The sequence below is a fragment of the Catenulispora sp. EB89 genome (assembly GCF_041261445.1).
GTDB lineage: Bacteria > Actinomycetota > Actinomycetes > Streptomycetales > Catenulisporaceae > Catenulispora.
In genome coordinates, this window is sequence record NZ_JBGCCU010000023.1 from 1 (window position 1) to 20513 (window position 20513).

Annotated in this window: 15 protein-coding genes and 1 rRNA gene; 9 read left to right on the forward strand and 7 right to left on the reverse strand. The window is 72.0% G+C overall.

The window, feature by feature from the left end:
* Positions 1–86: ribosomal RNA gene (rrf, locus tag ABH920_RS36520) — 5S ribosomal RNA — on the forward strand; the annotation flags it as partial.
* A gap of 584 nt (positions 87–670) precedes the next feature.
* On the opposite strand, the gene ABH920_RS36525 is transcribed toward rrf, so the two are convergent.
* From ABH920_RS36525 to ABH920_RS36545, 5 genes are all read right to left on the reverse strand, one after another.
* Entirely contained in the window at positions 671–2044 is a 1374-nt protein-coding gene (locus ABH920_RS36525) for a DUF58 domain-containing protein (RefSeq protein ID WP_370353843.1), read from the reverse strand.
* 381 nt (positions 2045–2425) lie between these two features.
* Entirely contained in the window at positions 2426–3406 is a 981-nt protein-coding gene (locus ABH920_RS36530) for an AAA family ATPase (RefSeq protein WP_370353844.1), read from the reverse strand.
* A 218-nt stretch (positions 3407–3624) separates the two neighbouring features.
* Complete coding sequence (locus ABH920_RS36535) at positions 3625–4758, reverse strand: DUF4350 domain-containing protein (RefSeq protein ID WP_370353845.1); 1134 nt, start codon at positions 4756–4758, stop codon at positions 3625–3627.
* Positions 4755–5501: a DUF4129 domain-containing protein gene (locus tag ABH920_RS36540; RefSeq protein ID WP_370353846.1), complete on the reverse strand. Its 747-nt coding sequence runs from the start codon at positions 5499–5501 to the stop codon at positions 4755–4757. The genes ABH920_RS36535 and ABH920_RS36540 overlap by 4 nt, the downstream gene beginning before the upstream one ends.
* On the reverse strand, positions 5498–6619 hold the full coding sequence (locus ABH920_RS36545) for a hypothetical protein (protein ID WP_370353847.1): 1122 nt from the start codon (positions 6617–6619) through the stop codon (positions 5498–5500). The genes ABH920_RS36540 and ABH920_RS36545 overlap by 4 nt, the downstream gene beginning before the upstream one ends.
* A 171-nt stretch (positions 6620–6790) precedes the next feature.
* Between ABH920_RS36545 and mtrA the strand changes: the two genes are divergently transcribed.
* From mtrA to ABH920_RS36580, 7 genes are all read left to right on the forward strand, one after another.
* Positions 6791–7468 (forward strand): MtrAB system response regulator MtrA, encoded by a 678-nt coding sequence (gene mtrA / locus ABH920_RS36550; protein ID WP_194894868.1) that lies wholly within the window; start codon positions 6791–6793, stop codon positions 7466–7468.
* 16 nt (positions 7469–7484) lie between these two features.
* The gene (gene mtrB, locus ABH920_RS36555; protein WP_370353848.1) at positions 7485–9356 is read left to right on the forward strand and encodes an MtrAB system histidine kinase MtrB; all 1872 of its coding nucleotides are present in this window, start codon (positions 7485–7487) and stop codon (positions 9354–9356) included.
* 44 nt (positions 9357–9400) lie between these two features.
* Positions 9401–11563, forward strand: coding sequence for a hypothetical protein (locus ABH920_RS36560; RefSeq protein ID WP_370353849.1), 2163 nt, complete (start codon positions 9401–9403; stop codon positions 11561–11563).
* A 127-nt stretch (positions 11564–11690) separates the two neighbouring features.
* The gene (locus ABH920_RS36565; protein WP_370353850.1) at positions 11691–12428 is read left to right on the forward strand and encodes a ComF family protein; all 738 of its coding nucleotides are present in this window, start codon (positions 11691–11693) and stop codon (positions 12426–12428) included.
* 536 nt (positions 12429–12964) lie between these two features.
* Positions 12965–13681, forward strand: a complete 717-nt coding sequence (hpf, locus tag ABH920_RS36570) for a ribosome hibernation-promoting factor, HPF/YfiA family (RefSeq protein ID WP_370353851.1) — start codon at positions 12965–12967, stop codon at positions 13679–13681.
* Positions 13682–13802: 121 nt separating this feature from the next.
* The gene (locus ABH920_RS36575) at positions 13803–14516 is read left to right on the forward strand and encodes a response regulator (RefSeq protein ID WP_370353852.1); all 714 of its coding nucleotides are present in this window, start codon (positions 13803–13805) and stop codon (positions 14514–14516) included.
* A gap of 48 nt (positions 14517–14564) precedes the next feature.
* Complete coding sequence (locus ABH920_RS36580) at positions 14565–15392, forward strand: hypothetical protein (protein ID WP_370353853.1); 828 nt, start codon at positions 14565–14567, stop codon at positions 15390–15392.
* A 179-nt stretch (positions 15393–15571) separates the two neighbouring features.
* Here the strand turns inward: ABH920_RS36580 and ABH920_RS36585 are convergent, their stop codons facing one another.
* Both ABH920_RS36585 and ABH920_RS36590 read right to left on the reverse strand, forming a co-directional pair.
* The gene (locus ABH920_RS36585; protein WP_370353854.1) at positions 15572–16777 is read right to left on the reverse strand and encodes a winged helix-turn-helix domain-containing protein; all 1206 of its coding nucleotides are present in this window, start codon (positions 16775–16777) and stop codon (positions 15572–15574) included.
* Positions 16778–16806: 29 nt separating this feature from the next.
* Positions 16807–17436, reverse strand: a complete 630-nt coding sequence (locus ABH920_RS36590) for a GNAT family N-acetyltransferase (RefSeq protein WP_370353855.1) — start codon at positions 17434–17436, stop codon at positions 16807–16809.
* A 171-nt stretch (positions 17437–17607) separates the two neighbouring features.
* Between ABH920_RS36590 and secA the strand changes: the two genes are divergently transcribed.
* Entirely contained in the window at positions 17608–20394 is a 2787-nt protein-coding gene (gene secA / locus ABH920_RS36595; RefSeq protein ID WP_370353856.1) for a preprotein translocase subunit SecA, read from the forward strand.
* Positions 20395–20513: the final 119 nt, after the last annotated feature.

A 20513-nucleotide genomic window follows, 5' to 3' on the forward strand; every position in this document is an offset into this window, starting at 1 on the left:
GTCCCATTCCGAACCCGGAAGCTAAGCCCGCCAGCGCCGATGGTACTGCCAGGGGGACCTGGTGGGAGAGTAGGACGCGGCCGAACTAAATTTCATGTAGACCCCCGATGGTTTTCCATCGGGGGTCTACTGCTTTTCCGGCTCGGGGCGCGTACGGCCCACGCTGACTCATCGCGAACGAGCGCCAGCCAGCTTGCATCCAGGCGCTGCGACAGGACTTGCCCTCCGCGCTCACCGATTGCGAAAGGGATGCCTGCGAGCCTCGCCGCGTGGCCTGGCCGATGCACCTTCGCCAGCTCGATCCGCGCACTGCGGTCGCGTTCACACCCGGGCTGGCTCGCCGCGAATCGAGTGCTGGCGAGCCTGCTCGCTTGGCTTGCCCAAAGTGGCCGCGCTGGCTCGATTCGCGCGTGCCGCCACCGATTCATCGCGAGTCGAGCGCGGGCGAGCCTCCTTGCTTGGTTTGGTCTGGGTGCCTGCCCTGGCTCGATCCGTGCACGCCTCCGCCGATTCATCGCGAATTGAGCGCTGGCGAGCATCCCGGCGTGGCCCAGCATTTGTGCTGATCCGCCGTGCCTGTCCAACAGGCCCGCGGTCCGTGGTGCGCCGCAGTCAGAATCCGGGCACGATCGCCGGCCCCGACCCGTCGGCCCATCAGTGCTGCTTCTGCCTACAGCCGCCCGGCTGCCTTCAGTGCCAGGTACGCATCCGCCAGTGCCGGTGCGATGAGTGCGGGCGGTTGGTCGACCACCGTCACCCGGTGCTTGGCGAGCAGGTCCGCCACGTGTCGGCGTTCGGCGCGGGCGCGCTCGGCCGACGCGGCCTCGTACACCGCTGTGGCGTCGCCGCGGCCTCGGGCCATCTGCTCGATGCGGGGGTCGGCGACGGAGGCGACCACGACTTCGTGGCGGGCCGTGAGGCGGCCGATCACCGGGAGGAGGCCTTCCGTCATCGGGGCCGAGTCCAGGCTTGTCAGGAGGACCACCAGGGCGCGCTGGGAGGCGCGGTTCAGGATGGTGGTCACCAGGCCGCGGGCGTCGAGTTCGACCAGTTCCGGTTCCAGGACGGCCATGGCCTCGGTGACTCGGGCCAGGGTCTGGCTGGCGGCGGTGCGGGTGACGGCGGCGCGGACGTGGCGGTCGTAGGCCAGGAGGTCCACGCGGTCGCCGGCGCGCAGGGCCAGGGCTGTCAGGAGGAGTGAGGCGTCCAGGGCCGCGTCGAGGCGGACGCCGTCGGTGCCCAGTTCCTCGGTGCCGATGCGGCCCGCGGCGGTGCGGCCGGTGTCCAGGACGATCAGGATCGCGCGGTCGCGCTCCGGGCGCCAGGTGCGGACCACGACGTCGTAGTGGTCGCCGATGTGGCGGCGGGCCGTGGCGCGCCAGTCGATGGAGCGGACGTCGTCGCCGACCGTGTAGTCGCGCAGCGAGTCGAACTCCGTGCCCTGCCCGCGCACCAGCAGCGAGGTGCGGCCGTCGAGCTCGCGGAGGCGTGCCAGGCGCGAGGGGAGGTGCCGCCGGGACAGGAACGGCGGCAGTACCCGCACGCGCCACGGGCTGCGCATCGTGCGCTGCCGCGCGGCCAGGCCGAGCGGGCCGAAGGAGCGGACGCTGACATGCTCGGCCTGTCGATCGCCGCGCCGGGTCGGCACCAGAACCGACTCGATCCGCCGACGCTCGCCAGCCGGGATCGTGACCGCGTGCCGGGGCTGCACGATGGTCGGGTCGGCCAGCCGGTTCGCCGACCGCGCGACGCCCTGCAGCCCCGCGGACGGCGGCCACGCGTCGCGGATCAGCGCCCGCACACGTCGCCCCGAAGGATTGGTGACGACCAGCTGCACCCGGGCCGTGGTGCCGAGCCGCACGGTGGTGTCGCCACCGCGCTCGAACTGAAGCGTCCGCACGGGACCGGCCAAGGCAACGTCGACGGCCACCCCGACCGCGATGACAGCCGCCACCACCGCGATCCCCACCCACGACGGCAGCACGACGCCGACGAACACCGCGCCGAGGGCGGCCAAGGCGCCGGCACGCCAGGTCAGGGCCATGACGGCGCCCCTAGCGGCATGATGGCAGCGGCTGCGCGCCCAAAAGTGGAACCGCATCGGCGTCGGGCAGCCTCCGCGAACCGAGCCTTGGGATCGGGCGCGCATGAGCGCTCTGCCTTTGCCGGGCATCCGCAGAACACTGCGCACGTATACCGCAGCCCTGCGACCCGCGCCTCCGCAGTGGATTCTGCCGGGCATCCGCACAACGCTGTGTGCGCACGCCGCAGCCTCGCGGCCTGCCTCTCCGCAGCAGCCTTCGTCGCCGCTTCCGCCGGGCATCCGCAGCACACCGCGCGCGCACGCCTCAGCCCCGCGACCTGTCCTGCCGCACCTGCCGCACCTGCCGCACCTGCCGCACCCGCCATCGCCATCACCCGCCGCCTACCGCGGCACCGGAACCGCACCGAGCACCGCGTCCAGCACCCCGTCGGCGGTCCCGCCCTCCATCTCCGCCTCGGCGCGCAGCCGCACCCGGTGCCGGAGCGTCGGCTTCGCCAGCGCCTGCACGTCGTCCGGCGTCACGTAGCCGCGCCCCGCGAGCCAGGCCCAGGAGCGCGCCGTGTTGAGCAGGGCCGTGGCGCCGCGGGGCGAGACGCCCAGGGACAGCGACGGGGACACCCGGGTGGCGCGGGCCAGGTCGGCGATGTAGCCCAGGACGTCGCGGCTGACCGTCACCTTGCGTGCCGCGGCCCGGGCCGCCGCCAGGTCCGCGCGTCCCGCCACCGGGCGGACGCCGGCGGCGTCCAGGTCGCGGGGGTCGAAGCCGTTGGCGTGCCGGTCCAGGATGCCGATCTCCTCGTCGCGGCCCGGGAGCGGGAGCACCAGCTTCAGCAGGAAGCGGTCCAGCTGTGCCTCCGGGAGCGGGTAGGTGCCCTCGAACTCGACCGGGTTCTGGGTCGCGGCGACGAGGAACACCTCCGGGAGCGGTCGCGGGCGGCCGTCGACGGTGACCTGCCGTTCCTCCATCGCCTCCAGCAGCGAGGCCTGGGTTTTCGGGGGAGTGCGGTTGATCTCGTCGGCGAGCAGCAGGTTGGTGAAGACCGGGCCTTCGCGGAACGAGAACTCCGCGGTCCGGCTGTCGAACACCGCCGAGCCGGTCACGTCGCCGGGCATCAGGTCCGGGGTGAACTGCACGCGCTTGGAGTCCAGCGCCAGCGCCGCCGCCAGCGAGCGCACCAGCAGCGTCTTCGCGACGCCCGGCACGCCTTCCAGCAGCACGTGCCCGCCCGACAGCAGCGCGATGACCAGCCCGGTGACCGCCGAGTCCTGGCCGACCACGGCCTTGGCGACCTCGGTGCGCACCGCCAGCAGTGCCGTACGGGCGTCCTCGGGGCTGACGGAAGCCGATGCGGATCCTGACACGGTTCCCGATGCGGAACCCGGCACGGCTCCCGACACGGATCCTGATACCGGCGACCCAGAAGCCTGAGCCGCACCGTCGAACACGCCGGGAGTGCCGGAAGCACCGGATCCCCCAGCCGCCCCAGCCGCCCCGGACCCGCCAAAGCCTCCGAACCCCCCGAACCCACCCACGCCGGATGCCGGGTCCTGCTGCGTCATCTCGCTCTCCTGTCCCTCGTTCACAGCCGCCCGACCTCGGCTTCCAGCCGGTCCAGCGCCGAAGCCAATCCCACCAGCCCCGCGTCGTCCGCGGGCACCGCCCCCGCCAGCACCGCCAGCGTCGCGCCCGCCTCCGGCCCGCCGCGCGCCGCGATCGCCGCGGCGATGTCGCCGACCGCGGCCGCGCGCGGCAGCCCCAGCCGCGCGGCCAGCCGCGAGCGGGTCGCCTCGCGCAGCGCCCCGGACGCACGGTCGGTCACCTTGCCGCGTTCGTACAGCCGGGCGCGGCCCTCGACCGTCTCGGCCGCGCGCACCGCCACCGGCATCCGCTCGGCGACCACCGGCCCCAGCCGCCGGGCCTGCCACAGCGCCAGCAGCGCGATCGCCAGCACCATCGTCAGGGCGCCCCAGCGCCAGCCGGCCGGCAGGACCGAGGTGAAGCTCTTCTGTCCCGACGCCGTCGCGCCCGGGTCCGCGCCGTCCGGCAGGTACCACACGACCGTCGGGTGCTTGCCGAGCAGCCGCATCGCCAGGGCCGCGTTGCCGTGGTCGGCGAGCCGGTCGTTGCGGAACGGCGTGCGGCTGCCGACCAGCACCGTGTCGTCCGACGACGGCCCGGCCGCCGTGGCCAGCGCGTACCCGCCGGACATCTCGTAGCACCCGCTCGTCAGGCCGCTGAAGACCTCGCCGTCGCCGATGTCGGCGTTCCCGGCGGCCGTCGCGTCGGCGTCCGGACACGCCGGATCGACCAGCCCCGAGCCCTCGGGCGGCGCGTCCACCCGCGCCGTCTGCGTGGTCAGCAGCCGCGCCGACTCCGGGTCCGGCTGCACGACCACCAGCCGCGCCACCGGCGTCGAGGCCAGCGTGTCGATCTGGAGCAGGGTCAGCAGTCCCGGATCGGTGACGAGCAGCGTCGCGTCGCCCTGCGCGCCCTGGACCGCGGCCAGCGCGTCGGCGGTGGTCCGGGCCGGGGTGACCGTGACGCCGCGGTCGCGCAGCAGCGAGGCCAGCGCCCGGCCGCCGTCGGGGGAGGCGGAGTCCGGATCGAGCGTCCCGCCGCCGTTGCCGCCGATGGCGATCGCGGTGACCAGGGCTCCGAGCAGCAGGACGGCGAGCGCGGCCACCGGCCAGCGCCACGCCCGCAGCGTGGTCATCGCGGCTCCGACGGGTCCCGGCGGCCGGCCGGGGTCTCGGCGAGCCGCGGCAGGTCGCCGGCCGGCGGCGCCCCGGCCGCACTGCCGACGCGCACCCGCGCCGCGGCGACCGCGGTGTCGACGGCGACCAGCCGCTGGTAGTCCTCGGGCCCGGCCGCGTTCTGGCCGTACCAGATGTCGTCGAAGACCCGCGCCGCGGCGAGCAGCGCCGGCGCCTGGTCCGGCAGCAGGGCCCCGGCCTCGCGCGCCGCCACGTCGGCGGTCCGCCCCGGCCTCGGGTCCAGGACCGCCCGCTCCTCCAGCGCCGCGATGACCGCGCGCAGCCGGGCCCGGACGGCCTCGGCCCAGCGTCCGCCGGCCGCGTGCTCCTCGGCCGTGCGCCGGTAGCCGGCCGCGTCCATCGGGGCCGCCTCGTCGAACAGCGCCCGGTCGGCCGTGACCCGCCGCCGCATCGGCCCGTAGCGCCGCCGGATCACCACCACGGCCACCACCAGCAGCACCAGGAGGACCAGCACGGCGGTCCAGCCCTCGCTGCCGCCGCCCGAGCTGCTGCCGAAGGCCTTGTCCCACAAGGTGCTGATCTGGTGTCCGAGCCAGTCCAGGGCGCGCTTGGTGAGCGAGGGCCGGGCGTGCGCGTAGACCGGTTTGGCCAGCTCGTCCGCGGCCGCGCGGCGTGCCTCGTCGCGGCCGACGGTGATCGGTACGCCGGGCGGTGGCGTGACCGGGGCCCCCGGACCGGTCACGCGGCCGGGCCGTTCCCCGGCTCCGGCCCGCCGCCGGCTGCCGCTGCCGCCGCGGTCGCCAGGCCGGCCGTCGCGCCTGCCGCGCTCGCCGCACCGGCTGCCCCGGCCGAGCCGTCACGCCGCGCCCGAGCGCTCATCGCCAGCTGGATGTCCAACCCCTCGCGCCGCATCCGCCGGTCCACATACTGCAGCGCCATCACCGACGCCGCGAACGGCGACACCACCGCCTGGATCCCCGCCGAGAACAACGCCCCGAGGAACACGTACACCAGCGAGACATGGTGCCCGGAGTACGTCCCGTCCCCGTTGTCGCTCACCGGGCTCAGATTCGAGCCCACGACCACCTGCTGCACCACCGAGAGCACCACGGCGACCATCTCGGACACCAGCAGCCCCAGCAGCGAGACCCCCAGCACCCGCCACCAGCCGCCCTTGACCAGCGTCGAGGACCGCTTCAGCGCCCGCCGTACCGGCTGGTCCTCCAGCACCAGCGCGGCCGCGGACAGCGACCAGGCCACCCACCGGTTGACCGCCAGCGCCGCCGCGCCGCCGAGCCCGAGCACCAGCACCAGGGCCGCGGCCGGGCTCCCGGCGGCGGCCAGCAGCAGGCCGGGGAGCATCCCCAGGGCCAGCACCCCGAACAGCACGATGAAGATCACCAGCGCGAGCCCCAGCAGCCGGAGCAGCCGCGGCCGGGTCTGGGCCCAGACCTCCGCCAGCGTCACCGGCCGGCCCAGCACGGCCCGCGCCACAGCCGTGGTCAGCAGCCCGACCAGCAGCGAGACGATCAGCGCGTTCAGCAGCACGCCGGGCCGCAGCAGCGCCAGGTCGTTGATCCCGGTGCCGCTGCCCAGCGTGGTGTTGCCGTTGACCAGTCCGGCCAGGAAGTGCAGATAGAGGTAGTCCAGCGGGATCGCCACCGCTTGGCCGAGCGCGACCACCAGGGCCGACAGCCCGAGCATGACGCCGGGATAGGAGCGCATGGCGGTCACGGCGCCGTCGAGGATTTCCCCCGCTTGCAAAGGACGCAGGGGGACGACTCCCCGGCCGAGACCGGCCGGCGTGAACGCCGTACCAGGGTCGCCGACAGGCGCGTTCGCTCCGGTGAGATGGCTCATGGGCTGCGTGGACGCTTCTTCCTCGGGCGCGGACCGGCGTGCCGCCGGGAGTGTGCACCCCAGCATGCAGGCAGCCGCGAGGACGGCGCCACCCCCGCACCAACACCCGTGATCCTTCCCAGTGGCACCGGGGATTCACCAAAAGCAGAAAGTAATGCGACGATAGTCCGCATGAAAGGTCGTGTCCTCATCGTCGACGATGACATAGCCCTGTCCGAGATGCTGGGCATCGCCCTGCGCGGCGAGGGCTTCGAGACCACGTCCGTCGCCGACGGTGACCGGGCTCTGCAGGTCTTCCGTGATTTCAAGCCGGACCTGGTCCTGCTTGACCTGATGTTGCCCGGACGCGACGGAATCGACGTGTGCCGCCTGATCCGCGGCGAGTCCGGGGTCCCGATCATCATGCTCACCGCCAAGAGCGACACGGTCGACGTGGTGGTCGGCCTGGAGTCCGGGGCCGACGACTACGTGATCAAGCCGTTCAAGGTCAAGGAGCTGGTGGCCCGGGTGCGCGCGCGGCTGCGCCGCGCCGACGAGCCCAAGCCCGAGACCCTGGCCATCGGCGACCTGTCGATCGACGTGGCCGGCCACTCGGTCAAGCGCGACGGCCGGCAGATCCCGCTCACCCCGCTGGAGTTCGACCTGCTGGTCGCGCTGGCCCGCAAGCCCTGGCAGGTGTTCACCCGCGAGGTGCTGCTGGAGCAGGTCTGGGGCTACCGGCACGCCGCGGACACCCGGCTGGTGAACGTGCACGTCCAGCGGCTGCGCAGCAAGATCGAGGTCGACCCGGAGAACCCGGAGATCGTGGTCACCGTGCGCGGGGTGGGTTACAAAGCCGGTCCGGCTTAACGGCACGGGGAAGTAGATGCGGGTCTCGAAGTTCACCGGCGGTGCCCGGCGTTTCGGCCGCGCCGTCCTGGAACTGCCCGGGACCTGGCGCGGCTCGCTGCAGTTGCGCGTGGTGTCGCTCACCCTGCTGCTGTCCATCGTCATCGCGTTCGTGCTGGGCTGGATGCTGAACAGCAAGATCCGCGACGGTCTGGTGCAGGCCAAGGAGAGCTCGTCGCTGGCCATGGCCAGCAGCGGCTTCAGCGAGGCCAGCGCCTCGATCACGGCCGCCGCCGAGACGATCCGGCAGAACAACCCGAACGCATCCCTGGGCCCCGGCGGTTCCAACAGTTCCAGCAGTTCCAACAGCCAGCCGTTTGCCGCCTGGGTCAACAGCCTGGACGCCATGGTCCGGAACCTGTGCAGCGGCGCCAACAGCGACACCTACCAGGTGGTGCTGCTGTCGTCCGTCCACAATTTCCCGGTCGCCGGCTACACCTGCGGCGGGATCCAGCACCAGAGCATCCAGCAGGCCCTGAAGGACAGCCTCCAGGTTTACGGCTCGGACGGCTTCCAGGTCCAGTACCAGACCACCGACCTGGAGTACGGCCCGCAGACGACCGGCGGCGGGATCGTCGACGTCACCTCGACGCCGGGCGACGGGCCCCCCGGCACCGCCGTGTCCGGCCACAAGACCCCGGGCCTGCTGTACGGCGCGTCGTTCAACCTGGGCGAGCTGGGGAAGGTCCAGCTGTACTACGCCTTCCCGTTCACCACCGAGAGCGACGCGCTCAACTTCGACAACGAGATGATCGTGATCGCCGGCGCGGTGCTGGTCCTGGCCCTGGCCGGGGTCGCCTGGTTCGTCACGCGGCTGGTGGTGACCCCGGTCCGGCAGGCCGCCGGGATCGCCGAACGGCTCGCCGACGGCACGTTCGACGAGCGGATGCGGGTGCGCGGCGAGGACGACCTGGCCCGGCTGGCCACCTCCTTCAACACCATGGCCGGCAACCTGCAGCGGCAGATCCGCAAGCTCGAGGAGCTCTCGCGGGTCCAGCGCCGGTTCGTCTCCGACGTCTCGCACGAGCTGCGCACGCCGCTGACCACGGTCCGGATGGCCGCCGACGTCCTGCACGACTCCCGCGACGACTTCTCCGGGCCGACCGCGCGCTCGGCCGAACTGCTGCAGACCCAGCTGGACCGGTTCGAGGAACTGCTCGGCGACCTGCTGGAGATCAGCCGGTTCGACGCCGGGGCCGCGGTGCTGGACGCCGAGCCGGTGGACCTGCGCCAGCTGGCGCGCCGGGTGGTCGACAGCAGCCAGGTGCTGGCCGAGCGCAAGGGCTCGGACGTCCGGATCGTGGCGCCGGACCGGCCCTGCGTGGCCGAGATCGACCCGCGCCGCATCGAGCGGATCCTGCGCAACCTGGTGGTCAACGCCATCGAGCACAGTGAGGGCCGGCCGGTGCTGGTCAAGGTCGCCGCCTCCGCCGAGGCGGTCGCGGTCGCGGTGCGCGACTACGGCGTCGGCCTGAAGCCCGGCGAGTCCTCGCTGGTGTTCGGGCGCTTCTGGCGTGCCGACCCGGCGCGGGCCCGGACCACCGGCGGTACCGGGCTGGGCCTGGCGATCTCGCTGGAGGACGCGCACCTGCACCACGGCTGGCTGCAGGCCTGGGGCGAACCCGGCGGCGGCTCGCAGTTCCGGCTGACGCTGCCCTGCACCGCCGGCATGGAGCTGGTGCGCTCGCCGATCCCGCTGGAGCCGGACGACTCGCGACACCACAAGCGCCAGGCCGAGGCCGCGCGGCTGGCCGCCGAGGGCGCCGCGGCCGCGCCGCCGCGGCACACCGGCGGCCCGGACCTGACCGGGCTCACCGGCCGCGGCAGCGACCGGGTGGGGGAGCGCTGATGACCGCCGGGCCGCCGCCGTCCGCCCCGCGACCAGGAGACGCCATGGACTGCCGGACCCCGCAGGACCCGCGCCGGCGGCCGGGCGGGCCACGCGGGCCAGGCGGGCCGGGCGGGCCGGCCGAGCCCGGCCGGGTCCCGGCGAACCGGGCCCGCCGATGGGCCGCCGTGCTGCTCGCCCTGCTCACCCTCGCGGGCGCCGCGGCCTGCGCCGGGCCGCCCTCCAAGGGCGACGTCCGCAGCGCCCCGCTGAACCAGAGCCGCAACAACGTGGCCATCCTGGCCAACGAACCGACGCCCTCGATGTCGCCGGGGTTGCTGGTGACCAGCTTCCTGCAGGCGCTGACCGGCGACCAGGAGGACCCGAGCTTCAGCGTCGCCCAGGAGTTCCTGACCCCCGAGGCCCGCAGCAAGTGGATCCCGGCCGGCTCCACCTGGACCACCACGACCAAGATCGTGAAGTACGACGCCCCGCTCCCGGACTCCCAGCAGGAGTCCCCGAACCACCCCGCGCACCCGGCCGAGGCTCCGGCCGGCGCCACCGCGCCGCAGGCCGCCGCGCCGACACCGGTCGGTGCCGAGCAGATGATCACCGAGAGCGGTGCCCAGGTGGCCCAGATCGACCGGTACGGCTTCTTCCAGTACCAGAGCGGGCCGGTCATCCAGCAGTTCACGCTGAAGTACCTGGGGGCCTCGATCGGGTGGCGGATCGCCACGCCCCCGGACTTCCGGATGATCCTTCCGGAGTCGTTCAAGCGCGCCTACCAGACGTACCAGTCCCCGCTGGCGGTCTACCTGCCCTCGCGCGGCTCCGTCGCCCCGGTGATGGACCAGGTCTACCTGACCCAGGACTCCGGCAAGGTCGACTACACCTACGACGCGCTGGCCCGGGCCGTGCTGCACGGCCGGCTCACGTCGCAGGACACCGGTCTGACGCTGGCCGCTCCGGTGACCGTGGACTCCAACGGCCTGGCCAAGGTGACGCTGAACCGGCCGCCGGCCGGCCGGGCGGACCTCGTCAGCGACGTGCAGCTGGCCCTGACCAGGACCTTCCGGGACGCCTCGGAGAACCAGCAACTGCTCTCCTCGACGGCGCTGAGCCAGGTGCTCGTCGACTACCCCGGCTGCACCACGTGCGCGGTGGGCGGCGTCGGCCCGGACGGCTCGCCGCCGCCGCCGGTGTACTGGGTGTGTCCGCAGACGCAGGGCGAGGCGAACGCCGCGATCGTCGACCGGGCGCAGCTGGCGGGGGCCGCGGAGGCGCCGGCCGTCTGCCCGTTGAACGGCGCCAAGGTCCCGTCGCTGGTCCCGCTGAACGGCATCCCGTTGGAGAAGGACGAGCCGATCGCGGTGAAGCAGCTCTCCGGCTCCTCCGACGGCAAATCGCCGCAGGCCACGATCTTCGTGGCCGTGGTCAAGCAGAACGGTGACGTGGTCGTCGTCAACGACAAGAACAACGACCAGCCGGTCTGGTACCACGCGAAGTCCGCGAAGTCCGTGACCGACCTGGAGTGGGATCCGGTGGACGGCTCGCTGTGGGTGGTCGACGACAAGAACCTGTACCGGGCGCAGGATCCCGGCGCCACGGGGTCGGGCAACGGCACGCCCCAGCAGGTCCCGGTGCCCTACCAGCAGGTGCTCCGTTTCAAGCCCTCGCCGGACGGCCTGCGCGCGGTCGTGGTCGGCGGGCCGAACACGACCGACGCCGACGGTGCGGACGCCCCGCAGCAGGCCACGATGGTGTTCGTCGCCCGCACCGGGGCCGGCGTCGCCCTGACCGGCCCCGACGGGTCGGCCTCCGGGGAGTTCTCGCTGCTCCAGACCCTCCCGCAGAACGCGGATCAGGCGGCGTCCAGCCTGCAGAGCGTCACCGACGCCGCCTGGGCCGACGGCCGCACCGTGGTGCTGCTGGGACTGCAGCAGGCCGGGTCGAGCACGCCGAAGCTCTACAAGGTGTACCTGGACGGTTCGCAGGACTCGACGATCATGGCCCTGGAGGACGCCCAGACCGCGGCCCGGCACATCGCCGCGGTGACCGGCGCGGCGACCGGCGTGGTCGGCGGGCACACCTCGCTGTGGACGTTCAGCGACGCTCCCGGACCGACGGATCCGAACACCACGTACTCGTACTTCAAGCGCAGCGGCGGCGCGGACAGCTTCCAGGAGTCTGGCTGGAGCCCGGTCGCGGCGACGGCGACGGCGGGCTGAGGCGCGGCGGCCGGCTGCGGCACGACAGGGGACCGACCGCGGAGGCGGGCCGGCTCGGCTGGCGCTGGTAACCGGGCATAGCGGATAATTCCGCCACGTTCCGACCACAGCGCGACCAGGGGGTCCGATGCCGCTCGTCCGCCCGCTCTGGGCCGCCCTGCTCGACCTGGCCGCCGAGCGCGACTGCGGGGGCTGCGGGCGTCCGCAGCCCTCCGGAGAGCCGCTGTGCCCCGCCTGCGACGGCCTGCTGGCCGAGAGCGGGCCGTGGCGCACGCTGGCGTCCGTGCCCGGCACCCCGCGCACGCACGCGGTGGCCCGCTACGAGGACCCGGTTCGGACCATGCTCATCGGGTACAAGGAGCGCGGGCGTACCGATCTGCGGCGCGCGCTGGGCCGGGCTCTCGCGCGGGCCGTCGCGCAGACGCTGGACACAGCGCTGGATACGACGCTGGGCGCATCGCTCGGCACGGCGGGTGCCGCGGGCTGCGCGTCGGTGGCGCTGGTTCCCATGCCCTCTCGGCGCAAAGCCGTCCGCGACCGCGGCCAGGACACCACCGCGCGCCTGGCCAGGACTGCGGCACGGGCCCTGCGCGAGGTCGGAGTGCCGGTCCGTGCCGTGCCCGCGCTGACGCACGCCCGCGCCGTCGAGGACCAGGCGGGGCTGTCCCGTGAGCGGCGTCAGGCGAACCTGGCAGGAGCCCTGCGGGCCCGTCGCGCTGGGGCGGTCACCGGTTCCAGTGTGGTGCTCGTCGACGACATCAGCACCAGCGGCGCCAGCCTCGCGGAGGCGTCCCGCGCGCTGCGGGAGGCCGGCGTGCCGGTCCTCGGCGCGGCCACGATCGCGGCCGCGCGGGTCCGCTCGTAAGAGGTGCCCGGCCGCCGTCTCACTGTGTGAACTACCGAGGAATCGGCACGAAACCACACACAAACCCCGGTCGAACACCGTTCCGATCACTCGAACGGTCCAACGCCGCCTCCGGCCCCTTCCGCCGAGGGCGATCCGGGGCTAGTTTTCAGCCATAGGCACCCGCGCACGAGACAGTGAGCAGGCACGATGCGCACCAGCACGCACATAATCAGCCGCCTGTAGCAGGCGGCAGGCCGGTTCCGACGGCTGATCCCCTCCCCGGACCCCTCGCGAGAACTCGCGTCGCAGCCGTACCCCCGGCGACTCCCGCCGGAACCCGTATCGGCTGTGACTTCTTCCACTCAGGAAACCGGGCACCAAGCGCACCCGGCGTACGTTAGAGATCTACAAGTCCATACCGATCTACTCGACAGATCAAAGTCAGAGCAGTCCCCGATCACTTCGCGGAGGCGCCGCTGGATCCACTCTCATTCGACGCCGAAGCCGAGCCCTTGAGCCCGGCACAGATCTGAACGCGAGATTGGAGAACGCGCGTGGACATCGTCGTCAAGAGCCGCCACCACGAGGTGACCGACCGGTTCCGTCGGCACGTCATGGAGAAGCTGGCCAAGGTTGAGGAGATGGATGGCAAGGCCATCAGCCTCACCGTCGTGCTCGGCGAGGAGAAGAACCCCCGCCAGGCCGAGAGCAAGGACCGGATCGAGCTGACGCTGGACTGCCCCCGGGCCCCGGTCATCCGGGCCGAGGCGTGTGCCGGCGATCCGTACTCAGCGCTCGATATGGCCGCAGCCAAGCTTCAGGCGCAGCTCCGCAGGGCCAAGGACCGCAAGAAGATCCACCGCAACCGCAAGGCGATCGCGGACTCCATCAAGCACCTCCCGCCGATGGCGGACCTGCCGCCGGGCACGGAGCCGTTGCTGACGGCGGACGGCGCGGTCAGCGACAACCCCGAGGTGGACCTCCAGCCCTACGGCATCCCCGGCCCCACGCACGACGACGGTCCCATGGTGGTCCGCGAGAAGACGCACACCGCGGCCCCGATGACGCTCGACCAGGCGCTGTACGAGATGGAACTCGTCGGCCACGACTTCTACCTCTACGTGGACAAGGAATCCGGCCTGCCGGCGGTCGTGTACCGGCGCCGCGCGTACGACTACGGAGTGATCCGCCTGGAGCCCGGGGAGGAGCCGGCCGAGCCGTCGATCAACGGTTCGTCGCCCTCCGACCGGATGGCCAGTTCCCGCCGCTGAGGCCCGCCGAACGCGGCTGACGCCACAGCCGGCAGAGCTCTGATCTCAAAGGACTCCTTTGCGGAGCCGGTCGCACCTGGCTCCGCAAAGGAGGGAGGTTCAACGATCACCCAGATGGGTAATGTCACTTGTCCTTCTGAGGTGTCATCATGGTGCTGTGTCGGAAGCCATAAGAGTCCTCATAGCCGACGACCACACGCTGCTGCGCCGAGGCTTGGCCGTCGTCCTGGACACCGAGGACGACATCGAGGTGGTGGGCGAGGCGTCGAACGGCGCGGAAGCGCTGCACAAGGCTGAGGAACTCGCCCCGGACGTGGTGATTCTGGACGTCCGCATGCCCGACACCGACGGTCTGACGGCGTGCGCGGCGATCAAACGCTCGGTCCCGGGCGCCAAGGTCATCATGCTGACCTCCAGCGACGAGGAGACCGACCTCTACGAGGCGGTGAAGTCCGGGGCCTCGGGCTACCTGCTCAAAAGCGTGCTGCCGCACACCATCCCGGATGCGCTGCGCGCCGTGCAGCGCGGCGAGTCGCAGGTCAGCCCCTCGATGGCGGCCAAACTGATGACCGGCTTCGCGGCCCTGGCCCGCGGCGCGGACGCGGCCCCCGTGCCGGATCCGGTCGCCCCGGCGCCCAAGCTCACCGACCGCGAGATGGAAGTCCTCAAGCTGGTGGCCACCGGGCGCAACAACCGGGAGATCGCCAAGGAGCTGTTCATCACCGAGAACACGGTGAAGAACCACGTGCGCAACATCCTTGAGAAGCTGAACCTGCACTCGCGCATGGAAGCCGTGGTCTACGCCGTGCGGGAGAAACTGCTGGAGATCACCTAGCGTTCGCAGCTTGACATCGCAAGACGTCACCCGCGTAGGTTCGTGACCATGGACATATCCGTGACGTTGAGAGACGCCGCGGACGGCGGGGTGATAGCGCGCACGACGGTGCCGTCGGAGAACCTTCCCCCGGCGTTCGACGGCACGCAGCTGCTGGAAGCCGCGGGACAGGTCTGGCGGGTGGCCCGCGCCGAGCCGGCCTTCCGCGAGGAGTACGAGCTGATCGGCGAGCTGGAGCTGACCCTGCGCCGGGTCGAGCAGGAGCCGCGGGTCGAGATGCTCCCGGCCCGCGACATCCACTTCAGCATGTCCAGCATCAGCGACCGCCTCCCGGACATCGCCGGCCCGCTGGACGGCCGCACGGTGCTGCTGGTGAAGGACGACCTGTGGCGCGACGTGGAGCTGGTCGGCCCGGCCGGCGCGACCGCGGTCGAGGAGAACCTGCTGGCCATCCGCCGGATCCAGGACGACTTCCGCTCCGGCCCCGGCTTCACCGAGATCCACCTGCGCACCACCCCCGCCGAGCCGCTGGCCGGCGTCACCCTCACGGTCGAGGACCTGGCCGCGGGCCTGGGCACCACGACGCACTTCGTCCGCCCGGTCGCGATCGAGGGCCGCGGCGTGGTCCACGGCGGCTACGCCCTGACCGTCGCCGACGGCGTGCACGTCTACGGCCAGGTCGACACGGCGAGCCGGGTGACGGTGGCCGGCGTGCACCGCACCGGCATCGCCGGCGCCGAGGTCGCCGGCGTCTTCGGCGGCCTGCTGCGCGAGCGCGGGCTGGAGCTGGTCGACTGGCGCGGCGGGCTGCGGACCGACGACGCCGAGATCCTGGCCGGGTGGTTCGGGGCGCCGCCGCAGCCGCTGTGGCGGTAGGGGAGCGCGGAGGTGTGCGAGCGCAGAGCTTTGATGCCTGAGCTCAGCTGAACACCATCGCCGGAGTTTTCTTCGCGGGCTGATTGCTCGCCTGCCCCCGCACCGAGCCCTCAACGAATGTTGACTGGCAGTTTGATTTTTCTCGCGAGCCGACCGATCCCGGTCCTCTGCCGCCGCCCTCAGTCCAGCGCCGCCCGCAAAGCCCCCGCCGCATCGGCCGGCGTCACCTGCTCCACCGCCACCGCGTCGCACCCGACCCACCCCGCAGCCTCGCGCAGCGCGTCGGCCATCGGCTGCACCGCCCCGGCCGCGTCCAGCGATACCTTCCGCGCGACCAGCGTCTTGCCCTCGCGCTTGGGGTCCACGCGGCCGAGCAGCTTGCCGCCGGCCAGCAGGGGCATCGCGAAGTAGCCGTGCACCCGCTTCGCGGCCGGGGTGTAGGCCTCGATCCGGTGCACCATGCCGAAGATCCGCTCCATCCGGTCCCGCTCCCAGATCAGCGAGTCGAACGGGGACAGCAGGGTCGTGCGGTGCCGGCCGCGCGGTCCGCCGGCGGCCAGCAGGTCCAGCGCCGCCGGATCGGCCCAGGCCGGCTGGGTCCAGCCGCGCACGCTCACCGGCACCAGGCCGGTCTGCTCCATCAGGGGCCTGGCGTCAGGGATCTTCAGCCGGTAGTAGTCCGCGATATCGCCTATCGTGCCGACGCCCAGCCGCCGCCCGGCCTGCGCCAGCAGCCGGACGTGCGACTCCGCGCGGGTCGGCTCCGGGGCGTCCAGCACGGCCTTCGGCAGCGCCCGTTCCGGCAGGTCGTAGACCCGCCGCCAGCCGCGCCGCTCCACGCACACCACGTCCCCGGTCGCCAGCAGCTTCTCGACCGCGACCTTCGTCTCCGACCAGTCCCACCACTCGGCGCTCTTGCGCGCTCCGCCGAAGTCCGAGGTCATGCACGGCCCCTCGTCCCGCAGCTTGCCCAACACCAGCGCCTCGGCCTCGCCGGAGGTCGGCAGGCCCCAGCCGCCGCTGGCCCGGTCGCGGTAGTTCGCGCGGCGGTAGGCGAACGTCGGCCACTCCTTGACCGGCAGGATGCAGGCCGCGTGCGCCCAGTACTCGAACGTCGAGGCGCCGTGCGGCTCGTGGTTCCAGTACGCCTTCTCGATCCCGTCGCGCCCGACCGCGCCGAGCCGCGCGTACGGCACCAGCTCGTGCGAGCGCGCCAGCACGCTGATGGTGTCCAGCTGCACCGCCCCGAGGTCGCGCAGCACGCCCGCCGCGCCGGCCCGCCGGTCCGGTACGCCGATCAGCCTCTGCGCGTGCAGAGCCAGGCGGCGGGCCTCGGCGGCGGACAGTTCGGTGCGCGGTGCAGGTGCGGATGTCACATCCGTCACGCTAGCCGCCGGCACCGACAGCTTTTCCGTTACCGCAGCTCTCCGGGCAGGATGTCGGCCAGCCACATGTCCCGCACCGCCCCGTTGTGCAGGTGCGAGGAACGCTGCCGTCCGACGATCGTGAAGCCGACCTTCTCAATCACCCTGCGTGAGGGCGTGTTGCCGTCGAAGGCCTGCCAGACGACACGCCCGAGCCCCAGGTCCTCGAACGCCCAGCGCACGACCTCCCGGACGGCCTCGGTGATGTACCCGCGTCCGCGCGTGTCCGGATTGGCCCAGTACCCGACCTCCGCCGTCCGCACGCCGCGGCCCGCGGCCAATGTGGTGATGCCGGCCAGCCCGACCGATCCGGCGATCTGCCCGGTGTCCTTCACGAACGCCCCGAACGTCGCCTCGTCCCCGGATCGGAACCCTTTCGGGGTGTGTTCCCGCACGAACCACTCCGCGTCTTTCACCTGATACGGCGACGGCACGGTGGTCCACCGCTGGACTTCGGGATCCTGGCAGATCGTGAAGATCGCCGGGATGTCGTCCTCGCGCCACGGCCGCAGGATCAGCCGCCGGGTCTGCAAAGGGCCCTGGGGCAGCGGCGGAGCGACCAGCAACCGGTCCGGTACGGGAACCGGTTCGCGGCGCTCGTGCGTTTGCCGTATGTCCATCGCTCCACCGTAGGCGAGCCGGATCGGCGGTCTCCAGGGAATATGCCGATGATCATTACGCCGCGCTCTTCCCTTGGAGCGCGGACCGTCGCATAACATGTTGGAAAAGGCGGGGCACACACCTGCCTGCCCGAGCCCGTATTCGAGGAGTTGTCTGCCGTGGCGCGTCTGATGGACAGGGTCTTGCGGGCCGGCGAGGGGAAGATCCTGCGCCGCCTGGAGGCCATCGCCGACCTCGTCGAGGAGATCGAGGACGATTACGTCCAGATGAGCGACGCCGAGCTGCGTGCTCAGACCGACGAGTTCCGGGCCCGCCTGGAGGACGGCGAGACGCTCGACGACCTGATGCCGGAGGCCTTCGCGGTCGTCCGCGAGGCGGCCAAGCGCACCCTGGGCCAGCGGCACTACAAGGTGCAGATGATGGGCGGGGCCGCGCTGCACCTGGGCAACATCGCCGAGATGCGCACCGGCGAGGGCAAGACCCTGGTGGGCACGCTGCCGGCGTACCTCAACGCGCTGGCCGGCAAGGGCGTGCACATCGTCACCACCAACGACTACCTGGCCGAGCGCGACTCGTCCTGGATGGGCCGGGTGCACCGGTTCCTGGGCCTGAAGGTCGGCGTGATCCTGGCCAACATGACGCCGGCCGAGCGCCGTGAGCAGTACGAGTGCGACATCACCTACGGCACGAACAACGAGTTCGGCTTCGACTACCTGCGCGACAACATGGCCTGGTCGCGCGACGAGATGGTGCAGCGCGGCCACTTCTTCGCCTGTGTCGACGAGGTCGACTCGATCCTCATCGACGAGGCCCGGACCCCGCTGATCATCTCCGGTCCCGCGGACCAGGCCACCAAGTGGTACACCGACTTCTCCAAGATCGTGGACCGGCTGGCCCCGGACGTCGACTACGAGGTCGACGAGAAGAAGCGCACCGTCGGCATCCTGGAGCGCGGCGTGGAGCGGGTCGAGGACCTGCTCGGCATCGACAACCTCTACGAGTCCGTGAACACCCCCCTGGTCGGCTACCTGAACAACGCCATCAAGGCCAAGGAGCTGTTCAAGAAGGACAAGGACTACGTCGTGATGAACGGCGAAGTCATGATCGTCGACGAGCACACCGGCCGCATCCTGGCCGGCCGCCGCTACAACGAGGGCATGCACCAGGCCATCGAGGCCAAGGAGAACGTCGAGATCAAGGACGAGAACCAGACGCTCGCCACGATCACGCTGCAGAACTACTTCCGCCTCTACGACAAGCTCGCCGGCATGACCGGTACCGCGATGACCGAGGCCGCGGAGTTCCAGCAGATCTACAAGCTCGGTGTGGTGCCGATCCCGACGAACCGGCCGCTGGTCCGCATGGACCAGCAGGACCTGATCTACGTCTCGGAGGAGGCGAAGTTCGAGGCGGTCGTCGAGGACATCGCCGAGCGCAGCGCCCTCGGCCAGCCGATCCTGGTCGGCACCACCTCGGTGGAGAAGTCCGAGCGGCTCTCGCAGATGCTGCGCAAGCGCGGCGTCCCGCACGAGGTCCTGAACGCCAAGTACCACGACCGGGAGGCGGCGATCGTCGCCCAGGCCGGCCGCAAGGGCGCGGTCACGGTGGCCACCAACATGGCCGGCCGAGGCACCGACATCCAGCTCGGCGGCAACCCCGAGGACCTGGCGAACGCCGAGCTCCAGCAGCGCGGCCTGGACCCGGAGCTGACCCAGGAGGAGTGGGTCGCGGCGCTGCCGGACGCGCTGGAGAAGGCCAAGCGCAAGGTGAAGGCCGAGCACGACGAGGTCCAGGACCTCGGCGGCCTGTACGTGCTGGGCACCGAGCGCCACGAGTCCCGCCGCATCGACAACCAGCTGCGCGGCCGCGCCGGCCGCCAGGGCGACCCCGGCGAGACCCGGTTCTACCTCTCGCTGGGCGACGACCTGATGCGCATGTTCAAGGCCGGCATGGTCGAGCGCGTGCTGGCGATGGCGAACGTGCCCAAGGACGTGCCGATCGAGCACAAGATGGTCACCCGCGCGATCGCCAGCGCCCAGACCCAGATCGAGCAGCAGAACTTCGAGATCCGCAAGAACGTCCTGAAGTACGACGAGGTCCTCAACCGCCAGCGCCTGGTGGTCTACGAAGAGCGCCGCAAGGTGCTGGACGGCGCGGACCTGGAGGACCAGGTCCGGCTGATGATGGACGACACCATCGCCGGCTACGTGGACGCCGCCACCTCCGAGGGCTACGCCGAGGAGTGGGACCTGGGCAAGCTGTGGACCGCGCTGGAGACCCTGTACCCGATCTCGGTGTCGATCGAGGAGATCGAGGACGCCGCCGGCGGCCAGGACAAGGTCACCCGCGACGTCCTGGCCGAGGAGCTGACCGCGGACATCCGCAGCGGCTACGACGCCCGCGAGGCCCAGCTCGGCGAGCAGATCACCCGCGAGCTGGAGCGCCGCGTCGTGCTCTCGGTCCTGGACCGCAAGTGGCGCGAGCACCTGTACGAGATGGACTACCTCCAGGAGGGCATCGGCCTGCGCGCGATGGCCCAGCGCGACCCGCTGGTCGAGTACCAGCGCGAGGGCTACGCGATGTTCCAGGCGATGATGGACGCCATCAAGGAGGAGTCCGTCGGCTACCTGTTCAACCTCAAGGTCGAGGTCGAGGCGGTGAACCAGGACCCGGAGGCACAGGCCCAGGCCGCCGCCACCGCGAACGCCCTGGCGGCCGGCCAGAACGGGGTCCAGGACGCCGTCCCGGGCACCCCGCACCTGCTCGCCAAGGGCCTGGAGGCACCCCGCCGCCCGGACCACCTGAGCTACACGGCCCCCACGGTCGACGGCGAGGGCGGCGTCCTGCAGCGCGAGGTCTCCTTCGCGGCGGAGTACCCCGAGGCCGACGCGGCGCCGGAGCCGGTCGAGGACGACACCCCGCGCCGCCGCTCCTCGGGCAAGCGCAAGAAGCGCTGAGGCACCGGGGCGCTTCCGGCAGCGCCGGAGCACCCTGACACAGCTGGGCCGAACGGCTGACTTCCCGCGGGAAGTCAGCCGTTTCGCATGCCCCTGTGATCTGCTGGAGCCTCATTTCT